The 16,494-nt window shown below is 70.9% G+C and carries 16 protein-coding genes and 2 pseudogenes; 4 read left to right on the forward strand and 14 right to left on the reverse strand.

Going from position 1 to position 16,494, the window contains the following annotated elements:
• Positions 1-91: 91 nt before the first annotated feature.
• From ACF059_RS13015 to ACF059_RS13025, 3 genes are all read right to left on the reverse strand, one after another.
• Positions 92-217: a hypothetical protein gene (locus ACF059_RS13015; protein WP_392055427.1), complete on the reverse strand. Its 126-nt coding sequence runs from the start codon at positions 215-217 to the stop codon at positions 92-94.
• Positions 214-816 (reverse strand): HAD family hydrolase, encoded by a 603-nt coding sequence (locus ACF059_RS13020; protein ID WP_392055430.1) that lies wholly within the window; start codon positions 814-816, stop codon positions 214-216. The genes ACF059_RS13015 and ACF059_RS13020 overlap by 4 nt, the downstream gene beginning before the upstream one ends.
• A 70-nt stretch (positions 817-886) precedes the next feature.
• Positions 887-2,113, reverse strand: a complete 1,227-nt coding sequence (locus ACF059_RS13025) for an MFS transporter (RefSeq protein WP_392055433.1) — start codon at positions 2,111-2,113, stop codon at positions 887-889.
• Between the two features lie 169 nt (positions 2,114-2,282).
• On the opposite strand from ACF059_RS13025, the gene ACF059_RS13030 reads away from it, so the two are divergent.
• Entirely contained in the window at positions 2,283-3,050 is a 768-nt protein-coding gene (locus tag ACF059_RS13030; RefSeq protein ID WP_392055436.1) for a DeoR/GlpR family DNA-binding transcription regulator, read from the forward strand.
• 174 nt (positions 3,051-3,224) lie between these two features.
• Here the strand turns inward: ACF059_RS13030 and ACF059_RS13035 are convergent, their stop codons facing one another.
• Both ACF059_RS13035 and ACF059_RS13040 read right to left on the reverse strand, forming a co-directional pair.
• Positions 3,225-4,559: a hypothetical protein gene (locus ACF059_RS13035; protein ID WP_392055439.1), complete on the reverse strand. Its 1,335-nt coding sequence runs from the start codon at positions 4,557-4,559 to the stop codon at positions 3,225-3,227.
• A gap of 701 nt (positions 4,560-5,260) precedes the next feature.
• Positions 5,261-5,737 carry a DUF4265 domain-containing protein gene (locus ACF059_RS13040; RefSeq protein ID WP_392055442.1) on the reverse strand — a complete coding sequence of 159 codons (477 nt, stop codon included), beginning with the start codon at positions 5,735-5,737 and terminating at the stop codon, positions 5,261-5,263.
• A gap of 165 nt (positions 5,738-5,902) precedes the next feature.
• On the opposite strand from ACF059_RS13040, the gene ACF059_RS13045 reads away from it, so the two are divergent.
• Positions 5,903-6,763 (forward strand): alpha/beta fold hydrolase, encoded by an 861-nt coding sequence (locus tag ACF059_RS13045; protein ID WP_392056673.1) that lies wholly within the window; start codon positions 5,903-5,905, stop codon positions 6,761-6,763.
• A 240-nt stretch (positions 6,764-7,003) separates the two neighbouring features.
• On the opposite strand, the gene ACF059_RS13050 is transcribed toward ACF059_RS13045, so the two are convergent.
• Both ACF059_RS13050 and ACF059_RS13055 read right to left on the reverse strand, forming a co-directional pair.
• A complete protein-coding gene (locus ACF059_RS13050) occupies positions 7,004-8,110 on the reverse strand; it encodes a glutamate--cysteine ligase (protein WP_392055445.1) in 1,107 nt (368 codons plus the stop codon).
• A gap of 139 nt (positions 8,111-8,249) precedes the next feature.
• Positions 8,250-8,729 carry a peptidylprolyl isomerase gene (locus ACF059_RS13055; protein WP_392055448.1) on the reverse strand — a complete coding sequence of 160 codons (480 nt, stop codon included), beginning with the start codon at positions 8,727-8,729 and terminating at the stop codon, positions 8,250-8,252.
• Between the two features lie 421 nt (positions 8,730-9,150).
• Between ACF059_RS13055 and ACF059_RS13060 the strand changes: the two genes are divergently transcribed.
• Positions 9,151-10,041: an SDR family NAD(P)-dependent oxidoreductase gene (locus ACF059_RS13060; protein WP_392055451.1), complete on the forward strand. Its 891-nt coding sequence runs from the start codon at positions 9,151-9,153 to the stop codon at positions 10,039-10,041.
• Between the two features lie 89 nt (positions 10,042-10,130).
• Positions 10,131-10,709, forward strand: coding sequence for a TetR/AcrR family transcriptional regulator (locus ACF059_RS13065; protein WP_392055453.1), 579 nt, complete (start codon positions 10,131-10,133; stop codon positions 10,707-10,709).
• 450 nt (positions 10,710-11,159) lie between these two features.
• Here the strand turns inward: ACF059_RS13065 and ACF059_RS13070 are convergent.
• The 7 genes and pseudogenes from ACF059_RS13070 to ACF059_RS13100 form a co-directional block, all read right to left on the reverse strand.
• A pseudogene (locus ACF059_RS13070) lies at positions 11,160-11,906 on the reverse strand (PIG-L deacetylase family protein); the annotation flags it as partial.
• Between the two features lie 56 nt (positions 11,907-11,962).
• A complete protein-coding gene (locus ACF059_RS13075; RefSeq protein ID WP_392055455.1) occupies positions 11,963-12,577 on the reverse strand; it encodes an NUDIX domain-containing protein in 615 nt (204 codons plus the stop codon).
• Positions 12,574-12,702 carry a hypothetical protein gene (locus ACF059_RS13080; protein WP_392055458.1) on the reverse strand — a complete coding sequence of 43 codons (129 nt, stop codon included), beginning with the start codon at positions 12,700-12,702 and terminating at the stop codon, positions 12,574-12,576. Before ACF059_RS13080 ends, ACF059_RS13075 begins: the two co-directional genes overlap by 4 nt.
• Positions 12,703-12,798: 96 nt before the next feature.
• Complete coding sequence (locus tag ACF059_RS13085; protein ID WP_392055461.1) at positions 12,799-13,155, reverse strand: NUDIX domain-containing protein; 357 nt, start codon at positions 13,153-13,155, stop codon at positions 12,799-12,801.
• Positions 13,156-13,391: 236 nt separating this feature from the next.
• A pseudogene (locus ACF059_RS13090) lies at positions 13,392-13,931 on the reverse strand (class I SAM-dependent methyltransferase); the annotation flags it as partial.
• Positions 13,932-13,968: 37 nt separating this feature from the next.
• A complete protein-coding gene (locus tag ACF059_RS13095) occupies positions 13,969-14,547 on the reverse strand; it encodes a class I SAM-dependent methyltransferase (RefSeq protein ID WP_392055464.1) in 579 nt (192 codons plus the stop codon).
• On the reverse strand, positions 14,544-15,968 hold the full coding sequence (locus tag ACF059_RS13100) for an MFS transporter (RefSeq protein WP_392055467.1): 1,425 nt from the start codon (positions 15,966-15,968) through the stop codon (positions 14,544-14,546). Before ACF059_RS13100 ends, ACF059_RS13095 begins: the two co-directional genes overlap by 4 nt.
• Positions 15,969-16,494: the final 526 nt, after the last annotated feature.

Raw genomic sequence — 16,494 nt, forward strand, 5'->3', positions numbered from 1 at the left:
GCTGCTCTCGCTGTCTGCCGCAGCTGCACGGAGCCCCAGCTTCCGTTCGCGTTCGGCGATTGCCGCGACCATGTCCCGGGCCCCGCCTCGTTCAGCTCCTGGTGGGCGCGCTCCAGGCGTAGGCCGGGCCCCGGCCGGCCTCGGCGCCCCGGCACGGTGGCGGGAAGTAGCCGTCCACGGTGGCGCACAGGGCGTAGAGGTGCGCTGTCGCCGTCACGGCGACGGGGCCTCCAGTACGGCGCGCAGCCCCTCCGGTGAGGTGAACACGTGCCCCTGCATGCCGAGTTCGCGGGCCGCCCGTACGTTGTCGGCCCGATCGTCGACGAACAGGACGTCCTGCGGGGGCAGGCCGAGGGCGCCGAGGCACCACTGGTAGGCGGCCGCCTCGGGTTTGGCGCTGCCGATCCGGCAGGAGAGGCCGCGGACCGCGAACCCCTCCATCCAGGGCTGGGTGGCCTCGAACAGCGCGGCCAGTTCCTCGGGGATGTTGGAGAGCAGCCCGAGCACGAGCCCCCGGTCGTCGAGCAGGCCGAGCAGCTCCACCATCCGGGGGTCGATCTCGCTCCAGCTGGCGAGGTCGGCTGCGATCAGGTCCTCGGTGAGGCGGGCGTCGAGCGGGCGGCCCGCCTTGGCGCAGACCTTCTGCCAGTAGGCGGGGCCGGCCAGTTCGCCGCGGTCGTAGGGCGGACGCTGCGACCAGTACGCCTCCCAGAACCGGTCCGGGTCACCGCCGGCCGTGCGCTCCAGGACGCCCTGCGAATCGGCCGACTGGACCCGGGCGATGACGCCGAACAGGTCGAAGAGAACGGCTTTCATGGGTGCGACTTCCTCATGTTCCTCGTGTTCCTCGTCTTCTCACAGGGCAAGGGGGTGCGGCGGTTCGTGGTCAGGGGGCGGGGACGGCGTCGGCGCGTCCGCTCTCGCTGGGGCGGTCCACCCCGCCGGGATCGGGGGCGTTGCGCCGCAGCCACAGGCTGAAGAGGCCGCAGAGCACGGCGAGCGCGAACATCACCAGCGGCACCGTCTTCACGTCCATCGTGTCGATGACGGCGCCCAGCAGGGGCGGGAAGGCCACGCCGCCGATCATCGACGCGGTGATGACGTAGGCGCCGGCCGCGGCCACTCCGGGGACGGCCCGGTTCAGCCAGGGCAGGCAGGTCGGGAAGATCGGCGCGATCATCAGGCCGACGCCGAAGTAGGCGTACGGGGCGAGGGCCGGCACCGTCGCCAGGAGCAGGAAGCCGGCCATGCCCGCGCAGCAGACCGTCAGGATCGAGGGCGCCGACCAGCGCAGGCTGAGGGGGGCGACCACGAACCGGCCGATGGTCATGGCCGCCCAGTAGGCGGAGGTCGCGGTGGCGGCGGTGGCCGCGCCGTACCCGACGGCTTCGAGGTGCGTGGGCTCCCAGCCGCCGACGCCGGTCTCGATGGCGACGTGCAGGACGTAGACGCCGATGAACACCGCGATGATCGGGAGCACTCGGGCGCCGCCCGCCGAGGCGTCCTCGGCGGAGGCGGGCTTCGGCTCACGGGCGGCCACGCCGCCCAGGGTCAGCAGGATCAGCAGGCTGATGACGCCGATGCCGAGGAAGATCTCCGGGTAGTGGTCCGCGCCGAGCCAGCCGATGAGGGCCGGGCCGGCGATGGCACCGACGCCGAAGTGGCCGTTCAGCAGGTTGAGCATGGCGGTGCTGCGCCGGCCGAAGCCGACGGCGAACAGCTGGTTGAGGCCGTAGTCGATGCCGCCGAAGCCCAGGCCGATGACGAACGTGCCGGCGAGGGCCAGGGTCCAGTCGGGCGAGAAGGCGAAGGCGGCTGCGCCGACGGCCATCAGCACGTACGAGCCGCCGAGGAGCACCCGGTTGTTCAGCCGGCCCCGCAGCAGGTGGTAGACCAGCACCCCCGCCAGGGCCCCGACGAAGTGGGCGCTGAGACTGAGGCCGGCGACGGCGGGGCTGAGACCGTACTCCTCCCGCAGGGCCGGGATCGCCGGGCCGTAGAGCGCCTGCAGGGCGCCGATCACCACGAACGCCACGCACGAGGCGACGATCGCGACGGTGGTGAGGAGAGGCCTTCGCGCTTCCGGCAGGTCGGCCTCACTGGTGGCGGACATCGCACTCCTCATCGTTCGCAGTCGAATGAACGTCTCACTCGTTCACAGAGGCATGAAGTTCACGCCACCTTGTGCACAGTACTCATGGAGGATGTTCGTTTCAACAGATTCAGTGGGGGAAATGAACATCGCGGCGCTCGGGTGCCCTGTCTGTGCTAAAAGCAGACACATGAACGTGATGGAGAGGCACAAGTTCGTCGTGGGGCTGCTCATGCAGCAGAACCGCGCGACCGTGGCCGAGCTGGCCCAGGCCACCGGGACGTCGGAGATGACCATCCGGCGCGACCTGGAGCTACTGGAGTCCCGCGGGGCCCTGCGTCGGGTGCGCGGCGGGGCCGTCAGCAGCCTGCCCGGTGGCGTCGAGCCGCCTTACGCCGTACGGGCCATGTCGGGGGCGCAGGCCAAGGGACGGCTGGCCCGCGCCGTGGTGGACCTGCTCACCGACGGTGAGACCGTTGCCCTCGACACCGGCACCACTGCGGTGGCCGTCGCCGAGGCCATGGCCGGCCGCCAGTTCACGGTCACCCCCCTCTCCCTGCACGCCGCCTTCGCCCTCTCCGGGCAATCGGGCATCCACCTGGTGATGCCCGGCGGGCAGGTGAGGCCCGAGGAGCTGTCTTTCTACGGCGAGGCCCCCGTGCACACCTTCAAGGACCTGTGCTTCGACACGTTCGTCCTGGGCTGCTGCGGCGTCGACCCGATCCAGGGAGCCACCGCCTACAACCTCGACGACGTCCACGTGAAGCGTGCGGCGGTGGCCGCGGCGCAGCGGGTGATCCTGGTGGCCACCGCGGACAAGATCGGCCGTACCGCGCTGGGCCGCATCTGCTCGATGGAGGAGATCGCCCTCGTCGTCACGGACGCCCCTGCCGATTCCCCTGCGGTCGAGGCGCTGCGTGACCAGGGGGTCGAGGTGGTCCATCCGGCGGACGGCTGAGCCGCGCGGCCCCGGGGGTGGGGCCGATCGGCGTCTTCGTTTCACGTCCCGCGTCCTTCCACGCCTGCGTCCTCCGGCGTGGCGGGCCCCGGTCCTCTCTCGCGAATTCACTGAACAGGGGCCCCCTCCGCGGCGGCCGCTTACTCCGCGAGGGTGCTGCCGGGGGAGGGAAGCTCACTCGCCCCCGCAGCCCGATCCGCCACTGGAGCCGCAGCTCGATGCGCAACTCGAACCGCCGCAGCCGCCCCCGTTGTAGCGGTTGCCGGAGTCGCTCCCGCTCCTGCGGGTCGACGAGCCGCGCGGGGGGTTCCTGCGGCGCTCCTCCGCCCGGCGCTCCTCCGCCCTGCGCTGGTTCTCCCGGAAGCGCTCCTCCGCCTCCTGGGCCTCCCGGAGCCGCTCGCGCTGTCGGGCGGGGCCGTCCGCCGGTTCCCACGGGCCCAGGCCGTGGCGGCGGTCCGGGCGGAGCGGGGTCGTGGTGACGGTCGCGTGCATCCGCCCCATCTCCTGATGGCGGTGGTATTCGACGCAGGCGTATTCGAGGGCGACTTCGTCGCCCTCCGCGAGGGTGCCGTACAAGACCGCTTCGAAGGGCTCGTGCCGAGGGTCGATGTCGTGGTGCCCGTTGCCCACGCCGTACGCCGAGCCGCTGCCCAGGAGCCGTATCCGGGCTCGGGTGTCGTTCTTGCCGGGAAGGTACGCGATCAGGGGGGCTGCCGAGCGGGTACGGGCGTCCGCGCACACCCAGTGCCGCCCCTTCGCCCCGACGCGCACGCCCACGACCAGGGCCGGCTGGGGCTCCTCCTGCAACCGCCGGGCCGCCCGGTAGGCGAGCTGGCCCCGGCCGTAGAAGGTCGTACCGGCCACCAGGAGCACCAGAGCGATGCGCTGCTGCCCGACGGCGTCGTAGGCGACGCCGGACGCGGTCAGGTCGCCGAACAGGCCCTCGGTGAGGATGGCCGCGGCGACCAGGCAGAGCGCCAGCCCGAGGTAGATGTGCTGGTGGCCGCGGTGGCCGTCCGATTCCGGCGTGCCTTCGGGCAGCGGGAAGCGGCGCTTTCCCGCGGCGGCGAGGGCCAGGGCCCGCTGTCGGCGCCGGGCCCGCAGCCGCAGACAGCCCCCTGTGAACGCGACGGCGCCGGCGGCGAGGACGACCAGCCATCCGGTCCTCGCCGGATGGTCGACGGGGTCGGGCCGGGTCAGAGCCAGAACCGCCTCCGCAGCGACGTACACGGCCGCCGGTACGGCCGCGACCGGAACGTACCGATACCAGAACGGCAGGGCTGTCAGCAGGATCAGCCCCGGATACCTCAGCCAGTCCGTCCCCTCCCCGGGCCCGCTGTGCCAGGCCGCGGAGGTGGACGAGAGCCGGCACAGCAGGACGTACGCCACCGCCACCAGAGCGGCCAGGACCCAGCCGCCCACGGCCGGGGCGAGAACGGCCGGGACCGCCGCCTTCCGCCACCGCTCGGCGTCGGCCACCGCCCAGGTGGCGACGCCGCCCCCGGACACAGACCGGGAAACGACACCGTCCCCCGTCACGGACCAGGCGCCGACACCCTCTTCCCGCACACTCCCGGTCGGCAGAGTCCCAGGTGGCAGGTACTTGATGTGATACTCCGTCACCGGACCACCGCCGCCACGCGCCCCCGTATGCCCATCCCGAAGCCCCCTCCGCTCGCTCCCCCGTGCATTCCCGGCCAGTCTGCCCGTCACGCGCCTCCGCGCAGAGCGCGCTTTCCAGCCGAGCCTTCCGGCCAGACTCGAACGCAGGCCCTCTCGCGTTCACGGGACAGCGACCGCGCAGGCCTGGGACCGGCTACACCACCGGCTGACCCGCCGGGCGGCATGGGGTGATTCACGACGGCCCCTTGCCCATCATCGAGGGCACCGTGATCAGGTTGACGGTCGAGAAACTGCCCAGCGGCGGGGTCAACAAGCCAGTCTGGCTCCGGTGGTCGGATACCGGCGCCACCACGGACGACGTTGACCGATGCTGGCAGGCCTTCCTGCGAAGGTCCGACGTGGAGCACACCTTCCGTCTGCTCAAGCAGACGCTCGGCTGGACCCGAGCCAAGCTCCGGGACTCCGACCGACCGCTGGACCTGGCTCGTCCTGGCTGTCCACGCGTCCGCGCCACAGGCGAGTCCTACGCCCGACCGGCACATCACAAGGTCGGCACCAAGCCTCGACGAATCGGAGAGCCGGCAGGCTCAGGCGCTCCACCACTCGTCGGTGCCACATCCGACCTCGTAGTGCCACCATCCCTCTGCCTGCCCCTGTGCCAGGAGAGTCTTGATCCCGGCGAAGTCCGCGCCTGCCGGTGCGGTGAAGGCCACCATGGGAAAGTCCTCGCTGAAGACCTCGCCTCCGAGCTCGAACACTGAAAGGCGCTGATGCACCGCCTGCGGACTGCGTCCCAGCGGACCGTTGGGCACAGGCACCACACGGATCGTGCAGTTGCCGGACGAACTGACCCGCCCGACAGCCCAGTGGAGCCCGTCGGCATCGGTCTGGTATCGCACTACATCGCCCTCGGCGACCCCGTTCTGGAGAAACGGAATGTTCTGCACACACGCCGTGTCATCGCCGAGCGGCGTCGCCCACAGGCCCTCGGTGTCCTGGGGGAACCATCCCTCGCGAGGGATGAACCGGAACCAGACCTTGACCATTTCGCCCACGTTCTCCATGACGGCCATCATGCGCCGACCGTCACCGAGGCCTCGCACCGGGTCTGAGCTGTAAATCAACCTCAGCCGTCACGGCACGGCGGGCGGTTTAAGCTCAAGCTGAGCTTGCTCTTCAACCTTTGGCGGAGCCTCAGTGACACCGGTAGGTTCTCCGCGGTGACCTTGATGAAGACGCAGGGCCTCACGTCGATGACCGACGAGGCACAGTTACGTTGGATGGCGCTGGGGGACCCGACTCGGCGGCCGGCCGTGGTCATGCTCCATGGCGGTCCGGGGCTGCCGGATTATCTGGGCGATGTCGCCCCCATGGTCGCGGACCTCGCCCCTGTGTACCGGTACCACCAGCGGGGCACGGGTCAATCCCCGTGGCGGGGGCGCCATTCCTTCGCCCGGCATGTCGACGATCTCGTGGAGTTGCTTGACGCATGGGGCGTACCCAGAGCTGTGCTGATCGGGCACTCCTACGGTACTGACCTGGCGAGCCGGTTCTGCCTGACGCATCCTGACCGGGTTGCCGCGATGCTTCTGATGTGCGGGCCGTTCGTCGGTGAGTGGCGTACCGGGGACCGAGCGGAGCGAGGCCGCCGCATGTCCGCAGTGCAGCTGGAGCGGCTCCACGCATTGAAGGAGTTGCCGCACCGCACAGAGGAGCAGGAAGTCGAGCTGCTCACACTGGCCTGGTTCACCGACCACGCCGATCCTGAACGGGGGTGGCACTGGGCCGCGCAGGGTGCCCGGCGGCGTCGCCCCGTCAACTGGGCTATGAACAGCGAGCTGGGCAAGGCAGGGTGCGCGGACCCGCTCGATGAGCATCTTGCCGAGCTGCGCGCATGCCTGCCCGCGCAGGCCGAGCTTCTCGGTGGGGCCGACGATCCCCGCCCCATGTCGGCCCTTGAATCACTCGCGCTCAGGCTCGGTCTCCCGCTGACCCGCGTGGAAGACGCTGGGCACGAGCCCTGGTTAGAGCAGCCCACCACCGTGCGTGCGCACCTTCGGCGATTCGTGCTGGGCGCGGTGGGCTCATAGGGCTTCGACCGAATTGCCGGCGGCCTCTTCCCACGCTGCTGGCACCGCGACAGGGCCGGTGTCGAAACGGTCCTCGAAGTAGGCCGCTGACCTGGGTGTTCGACGGACGCTGAGGCGGCCTTCGTCTGATCACGTGCTCCGACCAAGGACACACATGACCACGACGAAGGCCGTTGAAGGTGAGTTGCTGCCTGATCATGTCCCGGCGAGCGGGACAGCGGCAGAGGTGAAAAGACAAGCTCAGGGCTTGATCGTCAACTCCGCGCACCGGGTGGCGACCGCCGCGAGCGTTTCCCCGCTGTCGTGGAGCCGACGCTGGATGCGGGCGCCGTTGCCCTGTTCGTGCAGGTGGGCGATGGCTTCCCGGACCCGCTCGTCGTCGCCGTGGTCCACGAGGGCCTCTCGTACGTGCTGGTACAGGGCCTCGACGGCGTGCACGGCTGACGTCTCCCGCATGGTCTCGGGATGCAGCAGCGGGCCGTCCAGGCCCGAGCGGCCCGCCCGCCAGCTGGCCAGGCGCAGCAGGCTCGTGCCGATCCTGGCCGGGGGTTCGCCGTTGCGCCACGCGCGGGCCGCGGTCTCGACCAGGCCGCGTACGAGAGCGGCGAGCAGGACCGGGGTGGAGGCGTCCAGGCAGACGTCGGCCACCCTGACCTCCACCGTCGGGTAGTTGGCCGACAGGCGGGCGTCGAAGTAGATCATGCCCACGTCCCGGAGCACCCCGGTGTCGATCATCGCCTGGACCTGCTCGTGGTACCGGTCCGCGGAGCCGAAGACGTCGACCGGCCCGGCGGACGGCCAGCGGTTCCAGACCCGGCTGCGATAGCTGCCGTATCCGCTGTCCTCACCCTGCCAGAAGGGCGAGTTCGCGCTGATGGCCGTCAAGACGGCCAGCCACGGTCGGATACGGTCCAGGACCGCCACGCCCTCCTCGTCCGATTCGACCGAGACGTGCACGTGGCAGCCGCATGTCAGCTGCTCCTGCGCCGTCAGGCCGAACTGCTCTCCCAGCCACCGGTAGCGCGGCCCCGCGCTCAGTGAGGGCCGTACCGGCAGCGGCGAGGTCGCGACGGCCGCCACCACGGCGCCCGCACTCGCCGCGTGGTGCGCGGCCTCCCCGCGGATGCGGACGATCTCGTCGTGCAGCTCGCCCATGTGGGTGACCGGTTTGGTGGCGAACTCCAGTTGTTCCTTGTGCAGTTCCTTCTCGAACGCGTGCTCCCCCTCTCCCGGGCGCAGCCAGGCCAGGCGGTCCGCCGCCGCCAGAACCGCTCCGGAGACGGCCAGCGGTTCACCGCTGCGCTCGTCCACCAACAGCAGTTCCTCTTCCACACCCACACTTCTCATACCGCCACCTGGGGATTGTGCTTTCAGATGGTCGTCGTCTGCCCTGCCTTCCGGCGACCATGCCGTCGGCGGTCCACGAGCCCGGCGGCCCACCATTCCGGCGGGCCGCCGTCAACCCGGCCTCCCCCCCGTGCCGTGTCTACCGGTCCGCGAGGGTGGTGTCTTCGATCTCGACCTTCATCTTGGGCTTCCCGCCGCCCGCGGGGCTGGAGCCGTCGTCGCCGCCCTTTCCGACCTTCTCCAGCAGGTCGATGCCATGGGTGATGTTCCCGAACACGGTGTAGTCGGGAGGCAGCCGGGAGTCACCGAAGACCAGGAAGAACTGGCTCCCGTTGGTGCCCGGGCCCGCATTGGCCATGGCGACGGTGCCCTTCGGGTACGTGGCACCTTCCGTGTTCTCGTCCGCGAACTGGTAGCCCGGTCCACCCGAGCCGGTGCCCGTCGGATCGCCGCACTGCAGCATCTTCAGACCGGTGGCGACGCTCAGGCGGTGGCAGGCGGTCTTGTCGAAGTAGTTCTTCTTGGCCAGGAAGGCGAACGAGTTGACGGTGCAGGGGGCGTGTTCGGCGTCCAGGGCCAGGGCGATGTCGCCCCGGTTGGTCTTGAGCGTGGCGCGCACCGTGCCGCGGTAGGCGGGTTTGACGAGTGGCGTACCGATGTCTTTGGGTGCCCCTGCTTCCTTGGCCGGGCTGTACAGGCACTCACCTGCCTTGGGAGCGGTCGGTGCCGCCTCGGACAGCCCGGTACCAGTGAAGAGCCCGGCAGTGAGAGCGGTACAGGCCGCGACTCGCAGTGTGGTCGAGAACATGCAGGTCCGTTCAGAGGCAGACGATGGAGGCTCGATCTTGATATCGGCCTCTGGCGAGGAGCCGGGAGGCAGGGCCTGGCTGTCCCCCATATGAGGGATGCGGCCTTCGCGTGGCATGTCCCGCCACCAGCCATCCGCCCACCGCCCTCCTTTAAGCGGATAGGTAATCCGTTTGTGTTACCGTCTCCCCGGTAAGCGGATGAACTATCCGCATGTCTGGGTGGAGGGGTGCATGAAGAAGACAGCTGTGGTCACGGCAGGGACGGCCGGCATCGGACTGGAGACGGCCCTGGGGCTGGCCGACGCCGGGTTCTCGGTCACCGTGGTCGGACGCAACGCCGACCGGGGTGCCCGAGCGGTGGACCGGATCAACGCGACGAACCCGGCGCATCGCGCACGGTTCCTGCCCGCCGACCTCGGCTCGCTCGTCCAGGTGCGCGCGCTCGCCGACCGGATCGCCGCCGAGCACGCCGCATCCGGCGACCCGCTGACCGTGCTGGTCAACAACGTCGGGGCGATGTTCCCGCAGCGGCAGACCCTGGACGGCATCGAGGCGTCGTTCGTGGTCAACCACCTCTCGCCGTACCTGCTGACGGAACTGCTGCTGCCCACGCTGACAGGCGGGGCGCCGAGCAGGATCGTGAACGTGACCTCGGGCGCGGTCGGGCTCGCGAAGAGGAACTTCGACGCCGTCGAGCCGCCCGGCGGCTACTACGGCTTCCACTGGTACGGCCGCGCCAAGCTCGCCAACCTCGCCTACACGCTCGACCTGGCGAACCGACTGAAGGGCACGGCCGCCTCCGTCTTCGCCGCCGACCCGGGAGGCGCTGCCACCGACATGACCAACGGCACCCTGACCGACCCGAAGGTCGTCTCACCCGCCCTGCGGTTGCTGTGGCCGCTGGTGCGTCGCAAATTCGAACGCTCCACCTCGGGTCCGGCGTCCGTGGCCGCCCGGCCCTCGATCGTCGCCTCCACTGACGGAGCCCTCGCGGGCCGGACCGGCATCGTCATCGGGCCCCGGGCGCTCCCGGTGACGCCGCTGCGCGCGGCGACCGACCCCCGCATCGCCCAGGACGTGCGCCGGCTCAGTGAACGGTACGCACCTCTCACGGTCTCCTGACCCGCCAGGCGGTGCGGGCGCTGTCGGCGGCGTCCGGACGGGTGATCCGGAGGGAGGATCCGGATGGGGAATCCGGTTAGCATGTCCCCATGACGACGCCCCTGCGCAAGGACGCGGCCCGCAACTGGGACCGGATCGTCGCGGTCGCCCGTGCCCTGGTCGACCAGGGCGTACCGCTGCAGCTGAACGACGTCGCCGGCCGCGCCGGACTCGGAGTCGGTACCGTCTACCGGCACTTCGCCACCCCCGAGGCGCTACTGGAGACCGTAGCCACTCCCTGCCTGGAAGCCCTGGTCGACCACGGCCAGCAGGCTCTGACCGGCACCGACCCCTGGCGCGCGCTCGAAGGTTTCCTGTTCCGCACCGTCGAAGCGCAGGTCACCGACGCGTCCCTGGCTCCCGTCGCCGCCGCAGCCACCGACACCCTGCCGCGCACCACGGAACTCAAAGAGACGCTTCGGTCCGTCGGCACCGCACTCCTCGGCCGTGCTCGCGCTGCCGGAGTGGTCCGACACGACCTGGCCGCCGCCGACCTCGTCCCGCTGATGTGCGGCATCGCATACGCCGTCAACGTCCACGGCGGCACACCCGCCGACCGGATCGACACCGCACACCGCTACCTGGCCACACTCCTCGAAGGACTGCACACCACGCCACAGCACGCGTGAGGACACCGCCCGCGCCTCGCCAACTGCCCGACAGTAGCGCGAGGTTCAGGCCGATCCACCTTCACCATCGCTCCGGCCTCATGAATCTCCGCATCGCGGCTCCGTGAACCTTGCGGACTTCTGGGCGAGCACCTCGGCGAGGAACCCGGGTGCCCGGGCGCCGAGCATCCGGTACAGCGTGACCATGCTGGTGATCGCGGTGTCCGCGACTTCCTCCTGGACGTGCAGCCAGGAACCCTGCCCCTTACGCGGATTCGTCCCCCAGGCGCCGACCACGGCCTGCGCGGATTCGCCGACCTCCTCGGCGAGCTTGAGGACCTGTAGCGTCCACTGCTGCTCCGGGGTCATCCCGCCCTCGGTGTCCAGGCCGGTGAACAGTTCGCCGAGCACGCCGATCGTGTCCCACACGGCCGGGTACGGCGGTTGCGGGGTGAGCGCGTTCTGTACGGGGCCGGCCAGGGGACTGGTGTCCAGGCGGGTGTACCACTCGGTGGCCAGGATCCGGTGCCGGACGTCGTCCGGGGCGCCGGACAGAAGAGCGGGGAGGGCGCGCCGGCCCTCGACTTGGCTCCGGTGCGCGCGGATGGCCTCCCACTTCGTCGCCGCCACGGGCCCCACGTCGACGCTCGCGGTGACCCGGTCGTCGGGGACGGCCCGGACCGTCTTGCCGACGCGCGCGAAGAGCGGGCCGAGGTCGCCGACGCCCGACTGCGGGTGCGTCGCCAGGTACAGGGCGCCTGGCGCCCAGGGTTCGCCTGCCTCGGGGTAGAGGTGGGGGAGAGCGGCGGCGTGCACGGCGAGCTGGGTGACGCGGTGGGTGTGCAAGTGGTCGGGGTGGCCGGTCAGCTGGCCGTACTGGTCGTGGGTGATCACGATGTCCGGCCGCAGCTCACGGATGTGGCCGACGAGCAGCCCGACCACCTCATCGAGGGGTGCGTCGCACAGGCGGGGCCGGCCGGGCGCGGACTCGGGAACGCGGGCGTCGGCGTAACCGAGCATCCGGGGTTTCCCGGCCCCCAGGATGGCGAGGGCGTCGGCGAGTTCGGCGGTCCGGTGCGTGTCGGCGGCCCAGGTGGCGGTGACCACGGCGGTCGCCGCGCCCGCGGCGGCGTGCTGTGCGAGGACGCCGCCGGCGAGGAGCGCTTCGTCGTCGGGGTGTGCGAAGACGGCGAGGAGGGAGGGCTTTGGTTGTGTCACAGGTGTCTCCGGACTGAGGAGTGGGTGTGCGGTGGGCGGCGGTTGGCGGTTGGCGGTTAGAGGCTTGGTGCCGCTCCCTTGTCGGCGGCGGCGGGGGCTGCGGCGGGCGGGGCAGCGGGTCGGCCGGCGGTGGTGCGCTGCGCGCTCCTCGCGGTCAGCAAGATCGCCGCGAGGGTGCCGGCCTCGGTGATCCGGCCGTCGCCGCACATCGCCACCGCTTCGTCCAAGGTGACCCATTGCAGCTCCATGTCGGCTTCGCTCGGCTCCCGTTGGTGCTCGCCGATGCTCAGGCCCCGGGCGAGGTACAGGTACTCGCGGGTACGCGCGCCGGCAGGCATCCGCCACATCATCGTCAGCAGCTCGACCTCGGAGGCGCGGATCCCGGCCTCCTCGGCGAGTTCCCGTCGTGCGGCCGACAGGGGGTCCTCGCCGGGCTCGCATCCGCCGCCGGGGCACATCAGCAGCCGCTGTCCGCAGACGTAGACGTTCTCCTCCACCAGGGCGATCCGCCCGCGGTCGTCAAGGGCCACGACGCGCACGCCGTCGGTGGAGTCGATGTACTCGTACGTCCCCATGCTCTGGTCGGTGCGCCGCACGGAGTCCCGGCGCACCACCACCCGAACGCCTGTGTACTGCACGGTCGATGAGACCGTGGTCCAGCCGTCGATCACGCCGACTCCTTCGTCTGGGACTGCTCCACCGGCTGGAGGCCCAAGGCCGCTCGGGGGGCGACCCGCCTGCCCGGCGAGGCGCGGTGGATGTGCGGCGAACCGGCGTGGAACGTGTACGAGGGCATGGCGCTCCCAAGGTGATGGTGAGGGTGGTCTTGCGGGGCCTGAAGGCCCAAGGCTCACGCGGCTGCGGTGACGCGCTCGGGCTAGGGCCGGCCGGGCTATGGGTAGGCCTGGCGGGGCCGTTCGTTGGGCTGGAAGTGGGCGGGCGGGAGGTCGAGGGGGAGGGCGGGGTTCCAGGCCGTCAGGCACTGGGCGCTCGGTACGAAGAGCGGCTGGGGCAGTGCGTCGGCGGGCCAGAACCTCCACGACCCCAGGGCCTCCTCACGCTGGTGGGGGGTGCCCGTCCAGCGGGTGATGAGGACGGGGACCGTGATCCGGACGACGTCGCCCACCCGGTCCAGGAGCGTGCCCAGCACCTGCACGGCATCGGTGTCGGGGTCGGGGTCGGCCACGATCCCGGCCTCCTCGTGGAGTGCACGCACCGCGGCCTCGGCAAGGCTTTCGCCCGGCTCCACGGTGCCGCCGGGCCCTGCGGGCCGTGGACGATCACGCCGACGCCCAGCGCGGCCGTCGGCACGGGTGGAGCGCTGCTGCGCGGGCGGCTCGGTACCCGCTCGGGGCGGCGTGCCACGTACAGCCGGTAGGAGACCGTGCTGTCCGGCTGCGGGGAGTCGATCGCGGTCACCGACTCCACGATGAGGCCGCGCTCACCGAGGAGGTCCTCCCACAGCTGCGGAGTCAGCGTCCACATGTTCACGGGGTGGTCCTCGGTGGTGCCGGGCAGCCGCAGGATTTCGGGCCGCGCGGCCACCTGCGTAGCGGGGCCGACCCCGGCGGAGTTCGTGTGCAGCGCGGAGAAGAGCAGGCGCCCGCGGGGCCGAAGGGCGTTCGTGAGGGCGGCCAGGAGCCGGGCCGGGTCCAGGTACGGGACCGAGCAGACGGAGTAGATCAGGTCGTACGGATCTGAGTTCCGCAGGTGGGTCACGGCGTCGGCGCACACCAGGTGCAGGCCTGGGGTGTCCGGGTATCGGGCCAGGGCGCGCCGGTGCTGTGCGGGGGAGGCGTCCACGGCGGTGACGTCGGCGCCCGCGGCGGCCAGGCGGGCGGCGTGCCGGCCGAGACCGCTGCCGAGGTCGAGGACCCGCAGCCCCGATACCTCGCCGAGGACCTCGATGCCGGGCCCGGCGCCCTCGATGCCCCAGTTCCACTGATCGAGTTCGGGCAGCTCGATCCCGCGGGCCAGTTGGTGGGTCCCGTAGGTGTTCCAGAGCGCGACGGTGTCCTTCTCCATGGTCGACACGTCCTCCTTCAGGAAGCGGCGGATTGGTTCAGGGGTGTAGGGCGAAGCAGCGGAGTACGTCGAGGTCGGCGCTCTGGACCATGGACCAGCCGGAGGTGAGGAGTTCGGTCTCGGCGGGACTGATCCCGAGGCCGTGGAGGGGGTCGGTGTCCTCGCGGCGGCCTGCGATCTCGGTGACCACCCAGAAGATCCCACCGGGTGCGAGGAGGTGGCGGACGCGGCTGAGGAAGGCCCCCTTGTCGTCCATCCACCGGTAGACCAGACGGCAGGTGATGACCGCGTACGCGGGATCCGGCAGAGCTGTGAGATCGCCGGTGGCGATATCGGTGCACAGCCAGGCGGGCTCCGAGCCCGGCCGTGCGTCATGGGAGGCGGCGAGCGCGACGGCGCTGGGGGAGATGTCGACGCCCGTGGCGCGGTATCCGAGCACGTGGTGGAGGTGACGGGCCAGGGAGCCGTCGCCGCAGCCGACGTCGAGGGCCGGGCGTCCGCGGCCGGCGCCGAGGTGTTCGTCCATCAGGCGCGCTTCGGTACCGTTCAGGTGGCGGTACCGGCGGCCTCCGGACCACAGCGCCTCCCAGTAGTCGGCGTACGCGATCGTCTTCACGACGCTCCTTCACGGATCGGAGGGATCGGACGGATGGGACGGACGGGCGGCACGGCCGGCACGGTGTTCCGGGCGAGCGGGGAGGGCATCTCCCGCAATGCGCGGAGCGGGGAGAGGACCAGGAGGACCACAGGGACGACCTGGAGGATCGCGCCGACGGCCAGGGTGCCGCGTACGCCGAGGAGCAGGACCAGAGCGCCGGCGACCGCGGCGGCGACGGGTCGGGCCCCGGCGGTGAGCGTGGTGCTCGCGGCCTGCATGCGGCCCTGGAAACGTGGCTCGCACAAGGTCTGTCTCAGGGACCTCTGGCTCGTCCCGGAGGCCGTCGCCCAGAACAACTGTGCGGCCAGCGCCGCTGCGAGGGCGATCTGCCAGGCGAGGCCGGGTCCGGCCAGCAGGAGGGGGATGTGGCCCAGCGGGCTGACAGCGAAGCCGATGATGATCGTCGGTCCGATGCCGATACGGGAGGCGATGCGCGGGGCGAGGAGCGCCCCGGCCAGGCTGCCTACGCCGCCCACCCCCACCATCACGCCGAACGCGCTCGGGGACATGCGCAAGCTGGTCAGCAGGTAGTACGCCCAGTACGTGTTCATGATCGCGAGGCCGAAGCCGAGGGTGGACAGTGCGATGATCACCGTGCGGATGGTGGGCTGCCCGGCCACGTAGCGCAGGCCCTCACCGATGTCCCGCGCGAGGCCGCCGCGGCCCTCGGCCGGTGCGGAGGCCGGTGCGGGGGCCGGCTCGGGGGTGCGGATGCGCCACACGAGGAACGCGGAGACGAGGTAGGACAGGACGTCGGCGAGGACGGAGCGGGCGGCGCCCACCGCGCCGACCAGAGCGGCGCCCACGTTGCTGCCCGCGCTGTCGGCCACCGACGAGGCCGCGCCCAGCCGCGCGTTCGCGTGCTGCAGCAGGTCGGCCTCGACGAGGACGGGCAGATAGCTGATGGACGCCGAACTGTGCACGACCCTGGCGATGCCGAGGACGACGGCGACCGCGTAGAGCTGGCCGATGCCGAGCACCCCGGCGAAGGCGGCGGCCGGAATGGTCACGAGAACTGCGGCAGCGGTGAGGTCCGCTGCGATCATCAGAGGGCGCTTGGCGTGCCGGTCCGAGAACGCGCCGGCCGGCAGCGCCACGATGGCGTTCGGGAGCTGGCCGAGGAAGGCGAGCAGCGCGATCTGGGTGGTGGAGGCGTCGAGGTCGAGCACGGCGAGGGTGGGGAGGGCGACGGTGCTGACCGCCGAGCCGGACAGGCTGGCGCACTCGCTACTGACGAGACGCCGCAGATCCGGAGAGACGCGCCGCCGCGCCTTGGCCGGGACCTCGTGCGTGAACTGCCCGCTGTGAATGATTTGAGTCGCTGGTGGGGGCGGGGGTGGCGCATCGGTGGGTTCGCTGTGTTCTTCCGATGCGGTCATCGGGTCCCCCTGGAGCGCCGGTCGGATGCTGTCGGAAGCTCAACGACCGCCGCTGATATTTCGAACACACGTTTTTCGGTCGGCCGTGAAATCCCGGGATATGGCGCGTGGCAGACGATGGGGGCTACACCGACCCGCTCCCAACAACCGCCCTGCCACGAAAGAGGGTTGGCCGAATCGCCGACAGTCTCAAGTGCTGCAGGGCAACGGGCTCGAGCCTCCGCGAACGCAACGCGTTCCTCCTTCGGCGAGACCGAAGCCCCGTGCCGCGTCGCGGCAGCCGCCGAGTCGTCACACTCGAAGCGACGTTCAAGAGATCGAACAGGCAACGCCTTCCCGCTGCCGCGCGCGCCGACGAGTGTGAGCGCTCACATCGGACTGGTCAACAGGTTTGACAGGACACGGATCTGATCAACTCTCAGTTGGGGGCGAGTCGTGACGCGGGTGCTTGACGTTCTCTCATGTCCCGTGGTTTTCTCCCTGCAACACGGCGGATGTTCGACTTTCAAGTTGTTAGCGCTAACAA

The sequence above is a fragment of the Streptomyces sp. NPDC016562 genome, from assembly GCF_043076955.1.
Classification (GTDB): domain Bacteria; phylum Actinomycetota; class Actinomycetes; order Streptomycetales; family Streptomycetaceae; genus Streptomyces.